At 61.3% G+C, this 16,001-nt stretch carries 15 protein-coding genes; 1 reads left to right on the plus strand and 14 read right to left on the minus strand.

Features of this window, described 5'->3' with window-relative positions; translation table 11 throughout:
• Window positions 1-64 precede the first annotated feature (64 nt).
• From TRM7557_RS16355 to TRM7557_RS16420, 14 genes are all read right to left on the minus strand, one after another.
• Window positions 65-1,273 (minus strand): DegT/DnrJ/EryC1/StrS family aminotransferase, encoded by a 1,209-nt coding sequence (locus TRM7557_RS16355; protein WP_058291294.1) that lies wholly within the window; start codon window positions 1,271-1,273, stop codon window positions 65-67.
• Between the two features lie 227 nt (window positions 1,274-1,500).
• On the minus strand, window positions 1,501-2,811 hold the full coding sequence (locus TRM7557_RS16360) for an NAD(P)/FAD-dependent oxidoreductase (RefSeq protein ID WP_058291295.1): 1,311 nt from the start codon (window positions 2,809-2,811) through the stop codon (window positions 1,501-1,503).
• 5 nt (window positions 2,812-2,816) lie between these two features.
• A complete protein-coding gene (locus TRM7557_RS16365; RefSeq protein WP_058291296.1) occupies window positions 2,817-4,202 on the minus strand; it encodes a glutamine synthetase family protein in 1,386 nt (461 codons plus the stop codon).
• Window positions 4,202-4,882, minus strand: coding sequence for a type 1 glutamine amidotransferase (locus TRM7557_RS16370; RefSeq protein WP_058291297.1), 681 nt, complete (start codon window positions 4,880-4,882; stop codon window positions 4,202-4,204). The genes TRM7557_RS16365 and TRM7557_RS16370 overlap by 1 nt, the downstream gene beginning before the upstream one ends.
• Window positions 4,883-4,908: 26 nt before the next feature.
• A complete protein-coding gene (locus TRM7557_RS16375; protein ID WP_058291298.1) occupies window positions 4,909-6,228 on the minus strand; it encodes a glutamine synthetase family protein in 1,320 nt (439 codons plus the stop codon).
• 197 nt (window positions 6,229-6,425) lie between these two features.
• Window positions 6,426-7,232 carry an ABC transporter permease gene (locus TRM7557_RS16380; protein WP_058291299.1) on the minus strand — a complete coding sequence of 269 codons (807 nt, stop codon included), beginning with the start codon at window positions 7,230-7,232 and terminating at the stop codon, window positions 6,426-6,428.
• Entirely contained in the window at window positions 7,229-8,119 is an 891-nt protein-coding gene (locus TRM7557_RS16385; protein ID WP_074941809.1) for an ABC transporter permease, read from the minus strand. The genes TRM7557_RS16380 and TRM7557_RS16385 overlap by 4 nt, the downstream gene beginning before the upstream one ends.
• 92 nt (window positions 8,120-8,211) lie before the next feature.
• Complete coding sequence (locus tag TRM7557_RS16390; RefSeq protein WP_058291301.1) at window positions 8,212-8,922, minus strand: transporter substrate-binding domain-containing protein; 711 nt, start codon at window positions 8,920-8,922, stop codon at window positions 8,212-8,214.
• A gap of 34 nt (window positions 8,923-8,956) precedes the next feature.
• Window positions 8,957-9,736 carry an ABC transporter ATP-binding protein gene (locus TRM7557_RS16395; protein WP_058291302.1) on the minus strand — a complete coding sequence of 260 codons (780 nt, stop codon included), beginning with the start codon at window positions 9,734-9,736 and terminating at the stop codon, window positions 8,957-8,959.
• 174 nt (window positions 9,737-9,910) lie between these two features.
• Complete coding sequence (locus tag TRM7557_RS16400) at window positions 9,911-10,675, minus strand: phosphate/phosphite/phosphonate ABC transporter substrate-binding protein (protein ID WP_058291303.1); 765 nt, start codon at window positions 10,673-10,675, stop codon at window positions 9,911-9,913.
• Window positions 10,672-11,112: a tellurite resistance TerB family protein gene (locus TRM7557_RS16405; protein ID WP_058291304.1), complete on the minus strand. Its 441-nt coding sequence runs from the start codon at window positions 11,110-11,112 to the stop codon at window positions 10,672-10,674. Before TRM7557_RS16405 ends, TRM7557_RS16400 begins: the two co-directional genes overlap by 4 nt.
• Window positions 11,113-11,116: 4 nt before the next feature.
• Window positions 11,117-11,611 (minus strand): tellurite resistance TerB family protein, encoded by a 495-nt coding sequence (locus tag TRM7557_RS16410; protein ID WP_058291305.1) that lies wholly within the window; start codon window positions 11,609-11,611, stop codon window positions 11,117-11,119.
• A gap of 44 nt (window positions 11,612-11,655) precedes the next feature.
• On the minus strand, window positions 11,656-11,949 hold the full coding sequence (locus tag TRM7557_RS16415) for a DUF1330 domain-containing protein (protein WP_058291306.1): 294 nt from the start codon (window positions 11,947-11,949) through the stop codon (window positions 11,656-11,658).
• 227 nt (window positions 11,950-12,176) lie between these two features.
• On the minus strand, window positions 12,177-15,281 hold the full coding sequence (locus TRM7557_RS16420) for a valine--tRNA ligase (protein WP_058291307.1): 3,105 nt from the start codon (window positions 15,279-15,281) through the stop codon (window positions 12,177-12,179).
• Window positions 15,282-15,477: 196 nt separating this feature from the next.
• Here TRM7557_RS16420 and TRM7557_RS16425 point away from each other — a divergent pair, with 196 nt between their 5' ends.
• Window positions 15,478-15,975, plus strand: coding sequence for a GNAT family N-acetyltransferase (locus TRM7557_RS16425; RefSeq protein WP_058291308.1), 498 nt, complete (start codon window positions 15,478-15,480; stop codon window positions 15,973-15,975).
• Window positions 15,976-16,001 lie beyond the last annotated feature (26 nt).

The raw sequence follows: 16,001 nt of genomic DNA on the forward strand, positions 1-16,001 counted from the left end.
CCACGCCAATAGAAAACCCCCGGCAACCCTGCGGCGCCGGGGGCGAGAGATGCTTGCGATTGGTTTAAGCGGCGGCTTTGGCCACGGCTTCTTCGACCGAGGTCAGCAGAATATCGGCAATGACGTCCAGCTCTGCGCGGGTCAGGCGCACCGGCAGGCGCACGTCGCAGGCTTTCATCAGCATGGCGCGGGTCTGGGGAAGCTCGGGCACATTCCCAATGAACTGCCAGTTCCAGAAGGCGCGTGCATTGTCGGCAGAGCGGCCAAAGATCTGGACCTTCACGCCTTTGGCTGCGGTGGCGGCGGCAAAGGCTTCGATCTGGGCTTCGGTCATGTCGACCAGATTGAACTGGATCGAATCCGGTGCGCGCTGTTCCGGGGCCAGCGGGGCGGGCACGTTGAAATGCGCAGCGCTGTTCAGGCGACCGGCCACATAGTCGTGGTTGGCCAGACCGTCACGCACACGACGCGCCAGTTCCGGGATCTGCGGGCGGATCACCGCCGCCGACAGGTTCGACAGGCGCAGGTTATAGAGCGGCAGCTGGTTCTGCCAGCGGCCAAAGGCATTAGACAGTTCGGGGTCGTTCTGGCCTTCGGGGGTTTTGTGCTTCTTCCAGTTGTGCTCGTAGGCGCCGGACATGATCACGGCGCGGGCCACCAGATCTGCGTCGTCGGTGACCAGAATGCCCCCTTCGCCTGCGTTGATCATCTTGTAGCTTTGGAATGAAAAACAGCCAACGCGCCCGATGGTGCCGATGTTTTCCCCATGCCAGGTGGTGCCGAGCGAATGCGCCGCGTCCTCAACCACCGGAATGTCGCGCGCGTCACACAGCGCCATGATCGCATCCATATCGGAGGTATGGCCGCGCATATGAGAGATGATTACCGCAGCGATGTTGTCATCAAGCTTGGCCTCAAAGTCGGCCATGTCGATGCGGTAGTTGTCGGCCACTTCGCACAGGACCGGCACGCAGTCGGCATGGATCACCGAGGAGGGCACAGCGGCAAAGGTAAAGCCGGGGATCAGCACGCGGGCGTCGCGGGGCAGACCCAGCGCTTTCAGCGACAGGAACAGGGCCGCGGAACAGGAGGACACCGCCAGCGCATATTTGGTGCCCAGAAGGGCCGCAAACTCGGCCTCGAGCAAGGCGACGGGAGCGTCTTGCGGGGCTGTGTAACGGAAAAGATCGCCGGACTGGAGAAGCTGCTCAATCGCCTCACGGGCCGCTTCGGGGATCGGTTCGCCCTGATGGACGTCGGGGACGTTTTGCATATTTCAAAATCCTGAATTTAGCCTTTCAAAAATATAAAACAATGCGCGGGAAAATCCAAGAGTGGCGGCGTGAAATCGGCGCTAAGGCGCTGAAATTTCATGAAACTGTTGCGTTCTGGCCGGTCTGGCGCGAAATGGGCAGGGACAAGAGGGACCTGCGGGCCACGTGCGGGCCGCTGCGGCGCGACTCGCAGCTGGGTATCATTGGGAAACTCGAAGCTTTCCGATCAGACCCCAAGCCGGTCGCGCAGGGCGTACCAGGTCATGGCAAGCGTCAGAAGCGGGCTGCGCAGATGGGCGCCGCCGGGGAAAGGCGGCACCGGCAGGCGGGCCATCAGATCAAACCCTTCTGATTGGCCTGCGACGGCTTCGGCCAACAGGCGGCCCGCATGGGTGGCGGTGCCCAGCCCGTGCCCGGAATAGCCAGACGCCGCAAGGGTGCGGGGCGACAGGCGGGCAAAATGTGGCAGGCGTTTCATGGTGATGGCCAATGTGCCGCCCCATGCGTAGTCGATTTTAACATCAGCGAGATGCGGGAAGATCTCGAGCAGGGGCGCGCGCACTTTGGCGGCTATGTCTGTTGGGAAGCGATAGCCATAGCTTTCCCCACCGCCAAACAGCAGCCGCCCGTCATGGGACAGGCGGAAGTAGTTCACAACAAACTTGCTGTCCGCCACCGCCACATCGCGGTTCAGGACCTCGGCTGTGCGCAGGCCAAGGGGTTCGGTGGCGGCGATGAAGTTGTTGATTGGCATCACCCGCGCCGCGACTTTCGGGTTCAGACGCCCCAGATACCCGTTGCAGGCGAGGATCAGGTGATCGGCGCGCAAGCTGCCCTGAGCGGTCTTGACCGTGACCTGCCGGTCCTCAGCAATGCTAAGGACCTCGCTTTGTTCATGGATCTTTGCACCGGCGGCATGGGCGGCACGGGCCAGCCCAAGGGCAAAGTTCAGCGGGTGCAGGTGGCCTGCGCCCATGTCCAGAATGCCGCCGTGATAAGCGGGGGAAGGGCAGAGCTTTTCGCAGGCAGATTGACCCAGTTTCTCGATCTGATCATAGCCGTAGCGGTCGTTCAGAAAATCGGCATAGGCGTGCAGATCGCGGGTTTCGCGGTGGGACATGCCGGTCCAGGCGACCCCCGGTTTCAGGTGGCAGTCGATTTTGTGGCGCGTCACCAGATCGCGCACCAGATCCTTGGCCTCTTCGCCCAGATCCCACAGTTTGGCCGCGTCATCACGGCCCATCATGGCTTCCAGTTTTTCCTGATCCTGCCGCTGCCCCGACCCCAGTTGCCCGCCATTGCGGCCAGAAGCGCCAAAGCCCACGCGCTGTGCCTCCAGAAGGGTAACGGAATAGCCCCGTTCGGCCAGATGCAGGGCGGCTGACAGCCCGGTGAACCCAGCGCCAATGATGCAGACATCGGCCTTCGCGTCGCCGACCAGCGCGGGAAAGGGATCAAGCGGTGTCGCCGTGGCTGCATACCAACTGGTCGGGTACTGGCCGGGCGCATCATTGGCGTGCAGCAGGTTCAGGGCCATCAGCGTCAGACGTTCATCAACAGATGTTCGCGTTCCCACGGTGAAATCACCTGCAAGAACTCGTCATATTCAGCCCGTTTGACAATCGAATAGACGCGGGCGAATTCGGGGCCAAGGATTTCGTGCAGTTTGGTGGCCTCGTCAAACAGATCCAGCGCCTGACCCAGCACGCGGGGGATATCGCCTTCGCCCTCATAGGCATCGCCCTTGAATTGTTTCGAGGGGCGTTCCTGTTCCATCAGGCCAAGATAGCCACAGGCCAGCGAGGCGGCGATGGACAGATAGGGGTTGCCGTCCATGCCGCCAATGCGGTTTTCGATCCGGCGGGCTTCGGGCCCGGAAAGCGGCACGCGAATGCCGGTGGTGCGATTGTCGCGTGCCCATTCCAGATTGATCGGCGCGGCGTGGTCTTTGACATAGCGGCGGTAGGAGTTCACATAGGGTGCCATCACCGCAAGGCCCGCAGGGAGGTGGTTCTGAAGCCCCGCGATAAAGTGATAAAACGCGTCCGTCTCGCCCCCTTGCGGCCCAGAGAACAGGTTTTCGCCGGTTTCCATGTCGATGATCGAATGGTGTATGTGCATGGCCGATCCGGGCTCATCCGCGATCGGTTTGGCCATGAAGGTGGCAAAACAGTCGTGACGCAGTGCGGCTTCGCGGATCAGGCGTTTGAAGTAGAACACCTCATCGGCCAGTTTCACCGGAGAGCCATGGCGCAGGTTGATCTCCAGCTGGCCTGCGCCGCCTTCCTGGGTGATGCCGTCAATCTCAAACCCCTGGGCTTCGGCGAAATCATAGATGTCGTCGATCACAGGGCCAAATTCATCCACGGCGGTCATGGAATAGGCCTGACGCGCCGCTGCCGGGCGGCCAGAGCGGCCCATCATTGGTTCGATCCCACGCGCGGGATCGGTATTGCGGGCGACCAGATAGAATTCCATCTCGGGCGCGACCACCGGTTTCCATCCCTGCGCGTGATAAAGATCCACCACCCGTTTCAGCACATTGCGCGGGGAAAACGGGATCGGTGCGCCATCGCGGTCATAGGCGTCATGGATCACCTGAAGCGTCCAGTCTCCGGTCCAGGGCGCGGCCGTGGCGGTGGAGTAATCGGGATAGAGCACCATGTCCTTTTCGATCCAGCCATCCTCATCGGCGGCATCCGCCCAGTCGCCGGTGATGGTCTGGTAGAAGATGCTGTCGGGCAGGTGGAAATAGGTCTGGCGGGCAAATTTCGACGCGGGCACCGCCTTGCCACGGGCAATCCCCGGCAGGTCCGAGATGATGCATTCGACCTCGTCCAGCCGCTGCCCTTCGTAATAGGCGCGGGCGGTGTCTGGCAGGTCCTCTTGCCAGTCTTTCGGGCTGGTGGGGGTCGCTTTGGGGGACATCAGGGCCTCGGCTTTTTGAAAAATGCGGCGATCTTACGTGCGATCTTGGCGTTGTCGGTTGGCGTGGAGAGCTGTTCGGTCGCGGCCTCCAGCTGGGCATCGGGCACCACGCCGCGCCCACGGGTGCGGATCAGGGCGTCAATGAAATCTGCGGTGAATTCGGGATGCGCCTGCACAGTCCAGATGTGATCGCCATAGGTGAGAACCGCGTTCTTGCAAAAGGCCGAAGAAGCAGCAACCTGCGCCCCTTTGGGCCGTTCGACGATCTGGTCCTGATGCCAGGCGTTCAGCACCAGCGGTGTTCCGGCGCAGTCATATTCGGTGGCACCAACGCTCCAGCCGCCTTTGAATTTTTCGACCCGACCGCCAAGCGCCTGTGCGATGATCTGGTGACCAAAGCAGACCCCGACCAGCGGCAGGCGGCGGGCGTCGATCTTGCGGATCAGCGCTTCGAGCGGGGGAATCCAGTCGTGGTCCTCATAGACCCCGTGGCGCGATCCGGTGATCAGCCAGGCATCCGCGTCCTCGACGCTGGCGGGAAATTCCCCGTCCAGTACCGCAAAGGTGACGAAGTCAAACCCATGGCCTGCCAGCAGGTCACGAAACAGCGCGTCATAGTCGCCGGTCTGGTCCATCAGCGCTTCGGGGGCGCGGCCGGTTTGTAAGATGCCTACTTTCATCTTGGTCCTTTGGGGTCTTGGTCGGCTCAGACCCGGTCGAGCCAGGAAAGCCAGTGGTCTTGGGGCGGGAGCTTGGCAAAGCCTGCGATTTCCTGCCGTTTGGTGCGAATGAAGTTTTCGATCAACGCAGGCGGAAGGATGCGCGGCATCAAGGTGCTGGCCTCCAGCTGGTTTACCGCAGCCGCCCAATCGGGGGCAAGTTGTGGCAGGTCTTTGACCTCATAGGCATTACCGGTGATTGGCGTAGGCGGGGTTAGGGCGTCTTCGATCCCCATAAACGCTGCGCCAAGAATGGTGGCGAGCAGCAGGTAGGGGTTCACATCGCCGCCCGCGACCCGGTGTTCAATCCGCCGCGCCGCAGGGGGCGAGGCTGGGATGCGCAGGGCGCTGGTGCGGTTCTCATAGGCCCAGGCCGCTGCCGTGGGGGCATGGGCACCGGGCACCAGCCGGGCATAAGAATTGCCATGGGGTGCAAAGATCAATGTGCTGTCGGGCATGGCGGCAAGGCAGCCCGCCACCGCAGCCCGCAGCGTGTCGCTGCCTGCATCCGTGCCGTCGTCGAACACATTGCGCCCGTCTGCGTCGACAACCGAGAAATGCACATGCATGCCATTGCCCACGTCCTCGGCGTAGGGTTTGGCCATAAAGGTGGCCGCCAGCCCGTGTTTGCGCGCGGTGCCTTTGACCAGCATTTTGAACAGCCAGCAATCATCAGCAGCGCGCAGGGCGTCCTGATGGTTGAGGTTCACTTCGAACTGGCCCAGCCCCCCTTCGCTGATCGCGGCAAGGGCGGGAATGCCCATGGCCTCGGCCCCGTCGTAAAGATCGGTAAAGAAGGCGTCGAAATCATCAAGCTCTTGCAGGCCCAGCACCGCATTGTGGTCCAGCCTGCGCCCGGTGGTTGGGTTCAGCGGCGCGCGCAGGGTGTCGCCGCTGTCGTCAACCAGCGTGAACTCCAGCTCGGTCGCGGCGAGGACGGTCCAGCTTTTGGTGGCATAGCGGTCGAGCACCGCTTTCAGCGCCTGACGAGGGTCGCCGTCAAATGGGGTGCCATCCACATGGTACAGCTCTGCCAGGATCAACGCGCTGGGGGTGGCCAGCCAGGGCATGGGAACGGGCGCACGGTTTGTGGGCAGAAGCATGCCGTCCGCATCGCCGGTTTCAAACACCAGCGGGCTGTCTTCAATGTCCAGCCCCCAGATGTCGACGTTTGACGCCGACAGGGGCAGGCGTGCCGCCCCAGAGGCGAGCTTTTCCGCAGCCGAGGCCACCATGCGTTTGCCCCGCGCGCAGCCATTGAGGTCGCAGGCGGTCAGACGAACGGTCGAGAGGGCGGTGAGGTCCACGGGGATCTTCCTTGCAGCGTTGGGGCCAGTCTGGCGGGCGCACGCGCGGCTTGCAAGGAAATTTGATCAAAAGTTTGTGCCACCCGTGAGGCCCGCGTGATTTGTGCCACGAAGGCAGCCCTCGTGCCTGTGTTCCAAACGAAAAAAGCCCCGCAAGGGCGGGGCTTTTTGAATGCAGGATTTCGGGGGGTAGCGGATCAGCGGATCAGCTGCAGTTTCAGTTTGATCTTCTGACGCCGTTCCTGTGGCAGGTGCTTGTTCAGGCGGCGGTTGATGCGACCAAAGATCCAAATGATCGTCAGCGTCAGCAGGATGAAATAGAACGCCAGGATCGGGTATGGGATAAACGGGTTGAACGTCTTATCCGCAAAGTAGTTTGCATAATACAGCGCATCACCCTGTTGCCGCCAGGCCGGGAAGCCCGAGAAGAACACCAGCGTGGTGGCGTGGAACAGAAAGATTGCCTCGTTCGTATAAGACGGCCAGGCCAGCCGCATCATGGTGGGGAACATGATCCGTCTGAACCGGCTCCAGCCCGAAATGCCATAGGCGTCTGCGGCCTCCATATCGCCCTTGGGGATCGACTGCAGCGCGCCATAGAAGATCTCTGCGCTATAGGCCGAGGTGTTCAGGAACAGCACAAACAGCGCCCCCACCGCAGCGGAACTTAGCGGGTCAAAGATCGGCGAGACGGACTTCAGCGACAGGAACAGGAAGTAGGCAAAGAAGAACTGGATAAACAGCGGAGAGCCGCGAAACAGGAAGATGAACCAGTTTGCAGGCAGGCGCAGGGCCGGGCGTTTGGACGCCTTGCCCATGGCCAGCACATTGGCAAAGACAAAGCCGCCCAGCACCGCCAGCAGGCCAAAGTAGACGTTCCAGATCAGGCCAGAGCCGATCAGCACAAACTGGTCGCACAGGGTGAAGTCACTGCGCGGCAGCAGCCGTTCACCGTATCCCAGCGAGCGGAAGGCGTAAACTTGCAGGGTTTCAAAACAGCTCATGCCGCCACTCCTTCTTTGCGTTGCGCTTCGCCGGCCAGCGTGGCCTGACCGCGGCTGAGGCGGCGGGTGATCCGGGCGAGCACGACCTCGGAGACTTTGGTAAAGGCGAGGTAGAACACCAGCAGCGCAAGGAAATACCACATGCGCCAGTCCGGGTGCGGGTAGTCGGTAAAGCGCGGCGCCTTGGAGCCGCCCAATTCGCGCGCCCAGTACACAATGTCTTCGACACCAAGCAGGAACAGCAGCGGCGTGGCTTTGATCAAAACCATCCAAAGGTTCGACAGGCCGGGCAGGGCAAAGACCCACATCTGCGGCATCAGGATGCGCCAGAAGGTCTGACGCGGGCTCATGCCATAGGCCTCGGCGGTTTCCAGCTGCGCACGCGGCACGCTGCGCATGGCGCCAAACAGCACATTGCCCGCAAACGCTCCAAAGACGATGGCAAAGGTAAACACCGCAAGCCAGAAGCCATAGACCTCGTGCATCCATTGCGGCGAGGACGACAGCGGCATTTTGGCGATGTCACAGACCACAAAGTCATTGCCCTGGCGCACAGGATCAGCCCAGTCGGGGCATTTCACCTTGTGGCGCAGGTATTCAATCCCCTGATCCAGCGCGATGACAAAAAACAGGAAGAACGCAATGTCCGGCACACCGCGCACAATGGCGATATACCCCCGGCCCAGCCAGCTGAGCGGCGCAAAGCGCGACCGCGCGGCCACAGCGCCGCCAAGTCCAAACAGCAACGCTGCCGGGGCGGTGACGGCCAACAACAGCAGCACCGTGCCAAAGGCGGCGTAGAAAGACATGTGCTTACCGGTCGTCAGGTAGCAGCTGAGCCACGACAGGCCATCAAGCAGCGCGGGGTCGGTACAATAGGCGAAAATGGCGGGCCTCTTACGTCGTCACGGGTCTGGGGGGAGAATGCGGGAAAGGGGGGCGCGGGCCCCCCTTTGTGTTTTCAATGGGTTGAGAAGGCTTAGAACTGGCCTTCGATTTCCCATTTGGCGAGCAGCGCGTTCAGGGAACCGTCTGCTTTCATAGAAGCAATCGCCGCGTCGAACTTGCCGCGCAGCTCTGCGTCGCTTTCGCGGAACGCCATGCCAATGCCGCCGCCGAGGAACACGTCCTCGCCAACGAACTTCAGCTCGGTGCTGTCAACGATCGGGATCAGGAAGTCTTTGTCGGCCAGAACCGCATCCGCTTCGCCCGCGCTCACGGCCGCAACGGTTTCATCCGGGGTCGGGAATTCCACCAGGGTGGCGCCGGTTTCGGCAACATGGCTGGACTGGATGGTGGTGGCCTGCGCGGCGATCACGCCGCCTTTCAGGTCCACGCCATCTGCCATTGCTGCGTAAGCAGAGGGCGACGGGCGGGTGTAGCCCTGAGTGAAATCAACAACTTCTTCGCGTTCGTCGGTGATCGACATGCCTGCGATGATGGTGTCGTAGTTGCCGGACAGCAGGTTGGGGATGATGGAATCCCACTCGTTGGTGACCCACTCGCAGGTCAGCTCGGCACGGGCGCAAAGCTCATCGCCCAGTTCGCGCTCAAAACCGTCGACTTCACCGGCATCGTTGATGAAGTTGTACGGAGGGTAGGCGCCCTCGGTGCCCAGACGCACGGTGTCGGCCATGGCGAAAGAGGCGGTCAGCGCCAGCGCTGCGGTGCCCAGAAACAGGTTTTTCATCAGGTATCTCCCCTAAGAGTTTGGTTTTTAATTATTAATGTTCCTGTCGCGTGGACGACAGGAAGCTGCGAAGCCGCTCGGAGCGGGGGTTCGCGAACATCTCATCCGGGTTCCCGGCCTCTTCCACGAGACCCTTATGCAGGAACACCACAGTGTCCGAGATATCGGCGGCCATACGCATGTCGTGGGTCACGATCAGCATGGTGCGCCCATCGGCGGCCAGATCTTTGATGACCTTGACCACCTCCTGCTCCAGCTCGGGATCGAGCGCAGAGGTCGGTTCGTCAAACAGCAGTGCCTCGGGCTCCATGCAGAGCGCGCGGGCAATCGCCGCCCGCTGCTGCTGGCCGCCGGACAGCTGTGCGGGGAAGACATCGCATTTGTCGCCAATGCCCACCTGATCCAGATATTTACGGGCGGCGCGTTCAACGTCGGTGGCGTCGCGTTTCAGCACGGTGACGGGCGCTTCCATCACATTTTCCAAAATGGTCATATGGGACCACAGGTTGAACTGCTGGAAAACCATCGACAGGTTGGTGCGGATGCGCAGGATTTGCGCCGGATCTGCCGGGCGGCGCTGCAGGCCGCTGCCTGTCCATTTGATCGGTTCGCCTTTGAACAGGATGTCGCCCTGCTGGCTGTCCTCAAGCAGGTTGCAGCAGCGCAGAAGTGTGGATTTGCCAGAGCCCGACGACCCGATCAGCGACACCACATCGCCGCGATGTGCTGTAATATCCACTCCCTTGATGACTTCGAGGTCGCCATAGGATTTGTGCAATCCGCGAATTTCCAGAACGGGGCTTTGGTCAGTCAAGGTGGTGTGGTCCAGTTGTGCTGTGAAGTGGCCCCTATTGGAACAATTTGGGATCCAATTGCAATGTCGAAATGTGTGCGCTCACACGATGATTTTGCACATTTTGGCACCGTTGGCGCATCAATGTGCAGGGGCGCAGGCCGAAACTGCGCCCGCATGGGGTAGGTGGGCGGCTTAGGCTCGCGCCAAACGGTCCTGCACCAGCGTCGGTCCGGGCGGGGTGGGAATCGCCAGATAGGCGGAGGGTTCCAGCCGCACCACGCCACGCAGATGCAGGGCATTGCGGTGTTCAGCGGACAGGGCACCAAGGGCGGTTTCCATCGCCGCAAAGAGCGCCGCGCCATCTTCGGTTTTGGCGGTGATATAGGGCAGGGCCGGGGTGGGTTCGGTGCGTTCGATTTCGACCAACCCTTCGGTCAGCGGTTCGTAATCGCACAACAGCTGCCAGGTCAGCGCGTCAATGGCAGCAAAATCCGCGCGGTCTTCGGCGACGGCGGCGGCAGAGTTCCGATGGCCACCGGTCTCGACCAGTTCGCCGGGCAGCATATCATGGGGGCGCATATGCATCATGGGCGCGGCCCAGCCCGATTGCGACAGGGCCTCATTATAGGCAAAGCGTTGACCCGCAAAGGTTTTTAGATCGTTCCCTACGCGATCTTTGCGAGCGATGATGACGCTGTTGTAGTGACCCGCCGGGCAGCCGGGCAGGCCATAGTCGGGCGTGGCGACCAGTTGCACCTTGCCATACAGGCGGGTGCGAAAGGGCATACCGCAGGTCTGCGCCAGCAGAAGATCCGGCGATTGCCAGGCCTCCCACATGTCGATCTCGCGGTCCAAAGCTTCGGGGCCGCGGCCCAGAGCGGTGCGAATTTCGCCCCAAAGCGCATCTGTTGCAGCGCGTAATTCTGGGCGGTCGTACATGGGAAGGGTTGCGATCACAGTTTGGCCTCCGCGCGCTGTCGTGCCTTGGCACTGTCCACATCGTTGACGCCCAGAAGATTGGCCGCCAACCGGATCAGCGCGTCCTCTTCCGCGTCGCGTTCCCCGTCGGACAGGGCCACCTGCCACAGGGATTCGACCACGCCGGCGCGCCCTTCCAGCGGCACGGCCTCTTTGATCGCACGGGTGAAGCGGACGGTGTCCGGGGCTTCGGCCTCCATCGCTTCGCCCTGTTCGCGCAGAATTTGCGATGCTCCGGGGTCCAGATCAAAGCGGGTGCGCAAAATACGGTCGATCCGGTCCCGTTCGGCGTCGTCATAGCGGTCGTCCGCCCGCGCCAGCCGCACCAGCAGTGCACACATCGCCAGCCGCGCGTCTTCGTCGGGCAGGATGGCAGGCGAAGGCTCGAGCAGCCGTTTCAGCAGATCTGCGATCATGGGCTTATTCCTCTTGGGTCGCAGGTTCCGCCTTTGCAGACAGCGGGGTACCTTGTGCGGCCAGTTTGTCGCGGGCCTTGTCACGGGCCCGGCTGTTGTCAATTTCAGAAAGCCCCATCGCCTTGCAGGCTTCGGCAATTATGCGGATCTCGCCTTCGTGTTCGATCCCATCGGCCAGAAGCACCTCCCACAATGCATCCAAGGCCGCGAGCCGGTCTTCGATCACCGTGGTTTCGCGGATCAGCTTGGCAAATGTGTCTGTCTCAGGGGCTGCAGAATGCAGTTTTTCGCAGGTGGCGCGCACCATCGCGGCCTCGATCGCGTCGTGGCCGTACAGGCGGGCCAGAATACGGTCAATGAGGCGGATTTCTTCGAACTGATAGGCGCGGTCAGACTGCGCCACACGCACCAACAAAGCCCCAAGCGCCAGCTCGGCATCCGGGTCGGGAAGTCCTGGCGCGCCACTGGGGCGGAAGGCCTGCAAGAATTTCTTCAGCATCTTGTCACTCTCAGCCTGTGTCCACTGTCTCGTGAAGGGCGGGCCTAGTCGCCGTAACCTTCGATGATTTCCATGTCTCCGGTTGAAACCGGATCGCGCAGCGCCTTGGCGTCCTGATATGACACCGAGTCGTAACAGGCTTTGGCTGTGGCAAAATCCGCGAACTCGATCACAACGGTTCGGGACCGCATCTGGCCCTCGCGCACCTCTTTGTGTCCACCGCGCACAAGGAACCTGGCCCCGTATTCGGCAAAGGGCGCCGCATTGGCACTGATGTAGTTTGCATATGTCTCCATGTCATCAATGTCGACATGGGCGATCCAATAGCCTTTGGGCATGTGACTTTTCCACCCTGTGCCGTCGGTTTGTATGCGACGGTCTCCACTCTTGGACCCAAGCTGTACCAGAATGTGCCTTTTGGCAATTCCCTGATGCGAAGAAGGCGGGGGAAATTCGCGGGGAATTTGCGGTGAATGCCCGCAGAATGTAATTGGGGTGCATCTGCAGAAACGCCCGCAACGATGATGTTGCGGGCGCATTGTTTTTTTCCAGTGCTGAGGCTGGCTTAGCCGATCTCGGCCAGACGCGACAGCGCCTCGTTTATGCGGGCCTCTTCCTCTTCGCGGGCGGCGAGGTTTGCGCGGGCTTCTGCCACAACCTCTTCCGGCGCAGAGGCCGCGAACTTCGGGTTCTTCAGGCGGCCACGCAGACCACCCAGTTCCTTGGCCAGCTTGCCGAGGTTCTTTTCCTGACGCGCTTTTTCAGCGGCCACGTCAATGATGTCGGCGAGCGGCAGGCCCAGCGTGGCCCCCGGCACCGGAATGGTGATGCAGCCCTTGGGCATGGCGTCCACCTCGGCCAGATCCTCGATCCGCGCCATGCGTTTGATCAGGGCGCTGTTGCGCTCCCAATAACCGCGTGCGGCGTCGGACATTTCCGGCGCGACCATCGGCACAATCGCACCTGCAGGAACGTTCAGCTGCGCGCGCGCCGAACGGGTGTTGTCGATCACGGCGATCACCCAGTTCATTTCGGCCTCAGCCTCGGCATCCACCAGATCGGCAGCCGTGAAGGTCGGCCATGCGGCATGGGCCAGCATTTTGGAGGCGTCGCCTGTGGCATAACCCCGGCCTTCGGTTGCGGCCCAGATTTCCTCGGTCACAAAGGGCATGATCGGGTGCATCAGGATCAGCGACTGGTCGATGGCCCAAGCGTAAACCGCTTGGGTCTCGTCCTTCGCCGCCTGATCATCGCCGTGGAAGACCGGTTTGGTGAATTCCAGATAGCGCGCGCAGAAGGTGTTCCAGAAGAAGGCATAGAGCTTCTCTGCCGCGTCATTGAAGCGGAACGACTCAAACGCCGCGTCGACCTCTTCGCGCACTTTGGCAAGTTCGCCAATGATCCAGCGGTTCAGGGGCAGGGTGGCCTTGGGCGGCTCGGCCCCGCGGTCTGCGCTGAACGCATCAATCTGGCTGTCGCCATAGGACGATGCCTGCCAGATCTTGGTGACAAAGTTCCGGTAGCCCTCGATCCGCTTCATGTCGAGCTTTAGAACGCCACCCAAGGACGCCATGGCCGCATTGGTAAAGCGCAGCGCGTCGGCGCCGTATTCGTCAATGATTTCCAGCGGGTCGATGACATTGCCGGTGGATTTCGACATCTTCTTACCCTTGGCATCGCGCACAAGGCCATGGAGGTAGACGGTGTCGAACGGAATGTCATCCACGACTGCCAGCTGCATCATCATCATGCGCGCAACCCAGAAGAACAGGATGTCCTGCCCGGTCACGAGGGTCGAGGTCGGGAAATATTTCGAGGTCTCTTGCCCCCACTCGGGCCAGCCCAGCGTGCCAATCGGCCAGAGGCCAGAGGAGAACCAGGTGTCCAGCACGTCGGGGTCGCGGTAGGCGACCATATGCGCATATTCTTCGCTGCTCCCAAATTGGGAGTTTACAAGAAATGCGTCCATTGCGTTGTTGTTTGGCAGAGTGAAGTCAGAGGGAATTTCTACAAACTCGTTCGCACCAAAGCGGTCCTGAACGATTTTTCTAACCTCGTTTTCACTTGCAGCACAGATGGTAAGAATACCATTTTGTTTTTCGTTCGGCGCGCACGCCGTTCCGTCAGCATTTCGCCCGGGGAAGTACCAAACCGGGATCTGATGACCCCACCAGAGTTGGCGCGAAATACACCAGGGTTCGATGTTTTCCAGCCAGTGGTAATAGACCTTCTCGCCGCTCTCGGGCAGGATTTTGGTGCGGCCATCGCGCACGGCGTCCAGCGCCGGGCCAACAACCTTTTCGGCGTCCACGAACCACTGGTCCGTCAGCATCGGCTCGATCACGACCTTGGAGCGGTCGCCGAACGGCTGCATGATCGGCTTGTTTTCGACCATGGGCAGGACCTCGGAAACCTCGGTCTCATTGCCCTCGTCGTCCTTCACCACCTTGGTCACGGTCTGCATCACCGCCAGACCTTCGTCGGTGATCTGCTGCACGACCAGTTTGCGCGCCTCGAACCGGTCCAACCCGCGCAGATCATCGGGGACGAGGTTGATGGCGTCGACTTCGTTCTCGGTAAATTCCGCACCCTTGGCGTGGGCTTGGGCCTTGGCGGCCTCTTCCCCATAAGGGGCGCCATCCGCGCGCATTGCGCCCTTCATGTCCATCAGGCGGTACATGGGGATGCCACCGCGTTTGGCGACCTGATAGTCGTTGAAGTCATGCGCTCCGGTGATTTTCACCGCGCCGGAGCCGAAATTCATATCCGGGTATTCATCGGTGATGATCGGGATCAGGCGGCGGTGTTCCTTGGGGCCCACGGGGATCTCGACCAGTTTACCGACGATCGGCGCATAGCGTTCGTCGTCGTGATGCACCGCAACCGCGCCGTCGCCCAGCATGGTCTCGGGACGCGTGGTGGCGATCGAGATATAATCGCGCTCTTCCTCCAGCGTGATGTTCCCGTCTTCGTCCTTTTCGACGTAAGTGTAGGTCGCACCACCCGCGAGCGGGTATTTGAAGTGCCACATGTGGCCCGCGACCTCGATGTTTTCGACCTCAAGATCGGAAATCGCGGTTTCAAAATGCGGGTCCCAGTTGACCAGACGTTTGCCGCGATAGATCAGGCCCTTGTTGTACATCTCAACAAAGACCTTGATGACGGCATCGTGGAAGTTGGGCGAGTTCTCGTGGCCGGTACGGGTATCGCCTTGCGCGCCCGCCATGGTGAAGGCGGTGCGGTCAAAGTCGCAGGACGCGCCAAGGCGTTTCAGCTGGTTGATAATGGTGCCGCCGGATTGTTCTTTCCAGGCCCAGACTTTCTCAAGGAACTTCTCGCGGCCCAGTTCGGCGCGCGACGGCTGCTGGTTTTTCGCCAGTTCGCGTTCGACAACCATCTGGGTTGCAATGCCTGCGTGGTCGGTGCCGGGCTGCCACAGGGTGTCAAAGCCCTGCATGCGTTTCCAGCGGATCAGGATGTCCTGCAGCGTGTTGTTGAACGCGTGGCCCATGTGCAGGACGCCGGTGACGTTCGGCGGCGGGATCATAATGCAATAGGTCGAAGCGCCGGGTTTGGCGTTTGCGCCTGCGGTGAAGCAGCCCGCCTTTTCCCAGGCGTCAAACAGGCGGCTCTCCGCCTCGGCTGCGTTAAAGCTCTTTTCCAGTGCCATTTCGTGTTCCTGCGTCGCGTCAATTCGGGTTGCGTTCTCCCATAGCGAATGGGGGCCAAAAGGAAAAGGGCGCTCATGCGCCTTTGCGGCCGCTGCGACAAAGGGCTGGACCGGGCGCGGGGTTTGGTGCCACGGTGTCCGTCCTCTCACCCGGTCGCCACACTGGGTGTAGGGGGATGCGTGAGAGGTGTGTAAAATGAAGATCGAACAGCTCACAACAATAGAATGGCCACGGTATCGGCGCCTGCGTTTGCGGGCCTTGCAAGACAGCCCAGAGGCGTTTTGCACCTCGCATGAGACAGAGGCCCATTGGGATCCTGAACAATGGCAGCGCAGGCTGACCGGAACCTACACAACCTTTGTGGCGGTGCTGGACGGGCGTGACTGTGGTCTCGTCACGGTCGCGGCCTTGCGGGGGCAACCGCAGGACGCGGGGCTGTTTGGTATGTGGGTCGCGGCAGAGGCGCGCGGCTACGGGGCTGCGCGTGCGCTGGTCGCTGCCGCTGTCGAATGGGCGCGGGCGGGGTGCTACAATCAGCTGTTTCTGGATGTGATCGACGACAATGGACCGGCGATCACTCTTTATGCCCGTTGTGGCTTTGTGCCAACCGGTCAGGTTGGAAGGCTAGCACCCCCGCGGGACCATATAACAGAGCACCAACGTGTTTTGCCCCTGCACGGGTCCTCGGCCTAAAAAAGGTCACTGGTTTTGGGCAGCAC

The organism is Tritonibacter multivorans (assembly GCF_001458415.1).
GTDB lineage: Bacteria > Pseudomonadota > Alphaproteobacteria > Rhodobacterales > Rhodobacteraceae > Epibacterium > Epibacterium multivorans.

What these genes read in the sequence shown, in the direction of transcription:
- TRM7557_RS16355 (WP_058291294.1), bottom strand. Translation starts at nt 1,273, where the DNA reads ATGCAAAACGTCCCCGACGTCCATCAGGGCGAACCGATCCCCGAAGCG.
- TRM7557_RS16360 (WP_058291295.1), bottom strand. Translation starts at nt 2,811, where the DNA reads ATGGCCCTGAACCTGCTGCACGCCAATGATGCGCCCGGCCAGTACCCG.
- TRM7557_RS16365 (WP_058291296.1), bottom strand. Translation starts at nt 4,202, where the DNA reads ATGTCCCCCAAAGCGACCCCCACCAGCCCGAAAGACTGGCAAGAGGAC.
- TRM7557_RS16370 (WP_058291297.1), bottom strand. Translation starts at nt 4,882, where the DNA reads ATGAAAGTAGGCATCTTACAAACCGGCCGCGCCCCCGAAGCGCTGATG.
- TRM7557_RS16380 (WP_058291299.1), bottom strand. Translation starts at nt 7,232, where the DNA reads ATGAGCTGTTTTGAAACCCTGCAAGTTTACGCCTTCCGCTCGCTGGGA.
- TRM7557_RS16390 (WP_058291301.1), bottom strand. Translation starts at nt 8,922, where the DNA reads ATGAAAAACCTGTTTCTGGGCACCGCAGCGCTGGCGCTGACCGCCTCT.
- TRM7557_RS16405 (WP_058291304.1), bottom strand. Translation starts at nt 11,112, where the DNA reads ATGATCGCAGATCTGCTGAAACGGCTGCTCGAGCCTTCGCCTGCCATC.
- TRM7557_RS16410 (WP_058291305.1), bottom strand. Translation starts at nt 11,611, where the DNA reads ATGCTGAAGAAATTCTTGCAGGCCTTCCGCCCCAGTGGCGCGCCAGGA.
- TRM7557_RS16415 (WP_058291306.1), bottom strand. Translation starts at nt 11,949, where the DNA reads ATGCCCAAAGGCTATTGGATCGCCCATGTCGACATTGATGACATGGAG.
- TRM7557_RS16420 (WP_058291307.1), bottom strand. Translation starts at nt 15,281, where the DNA reads ATGGCACTGGAAAAGAGCTTTAACGCAGCCGAGGCGGAGAGCCGCCTG.
- TRM7557_RS16425 (WP_058291308.1), top strand. Translation starts at nt 15,478, where the DNA reads ATGAAGATCGAACAGCTCACAACAATAGAATGGCCACGGTATCGGCGC.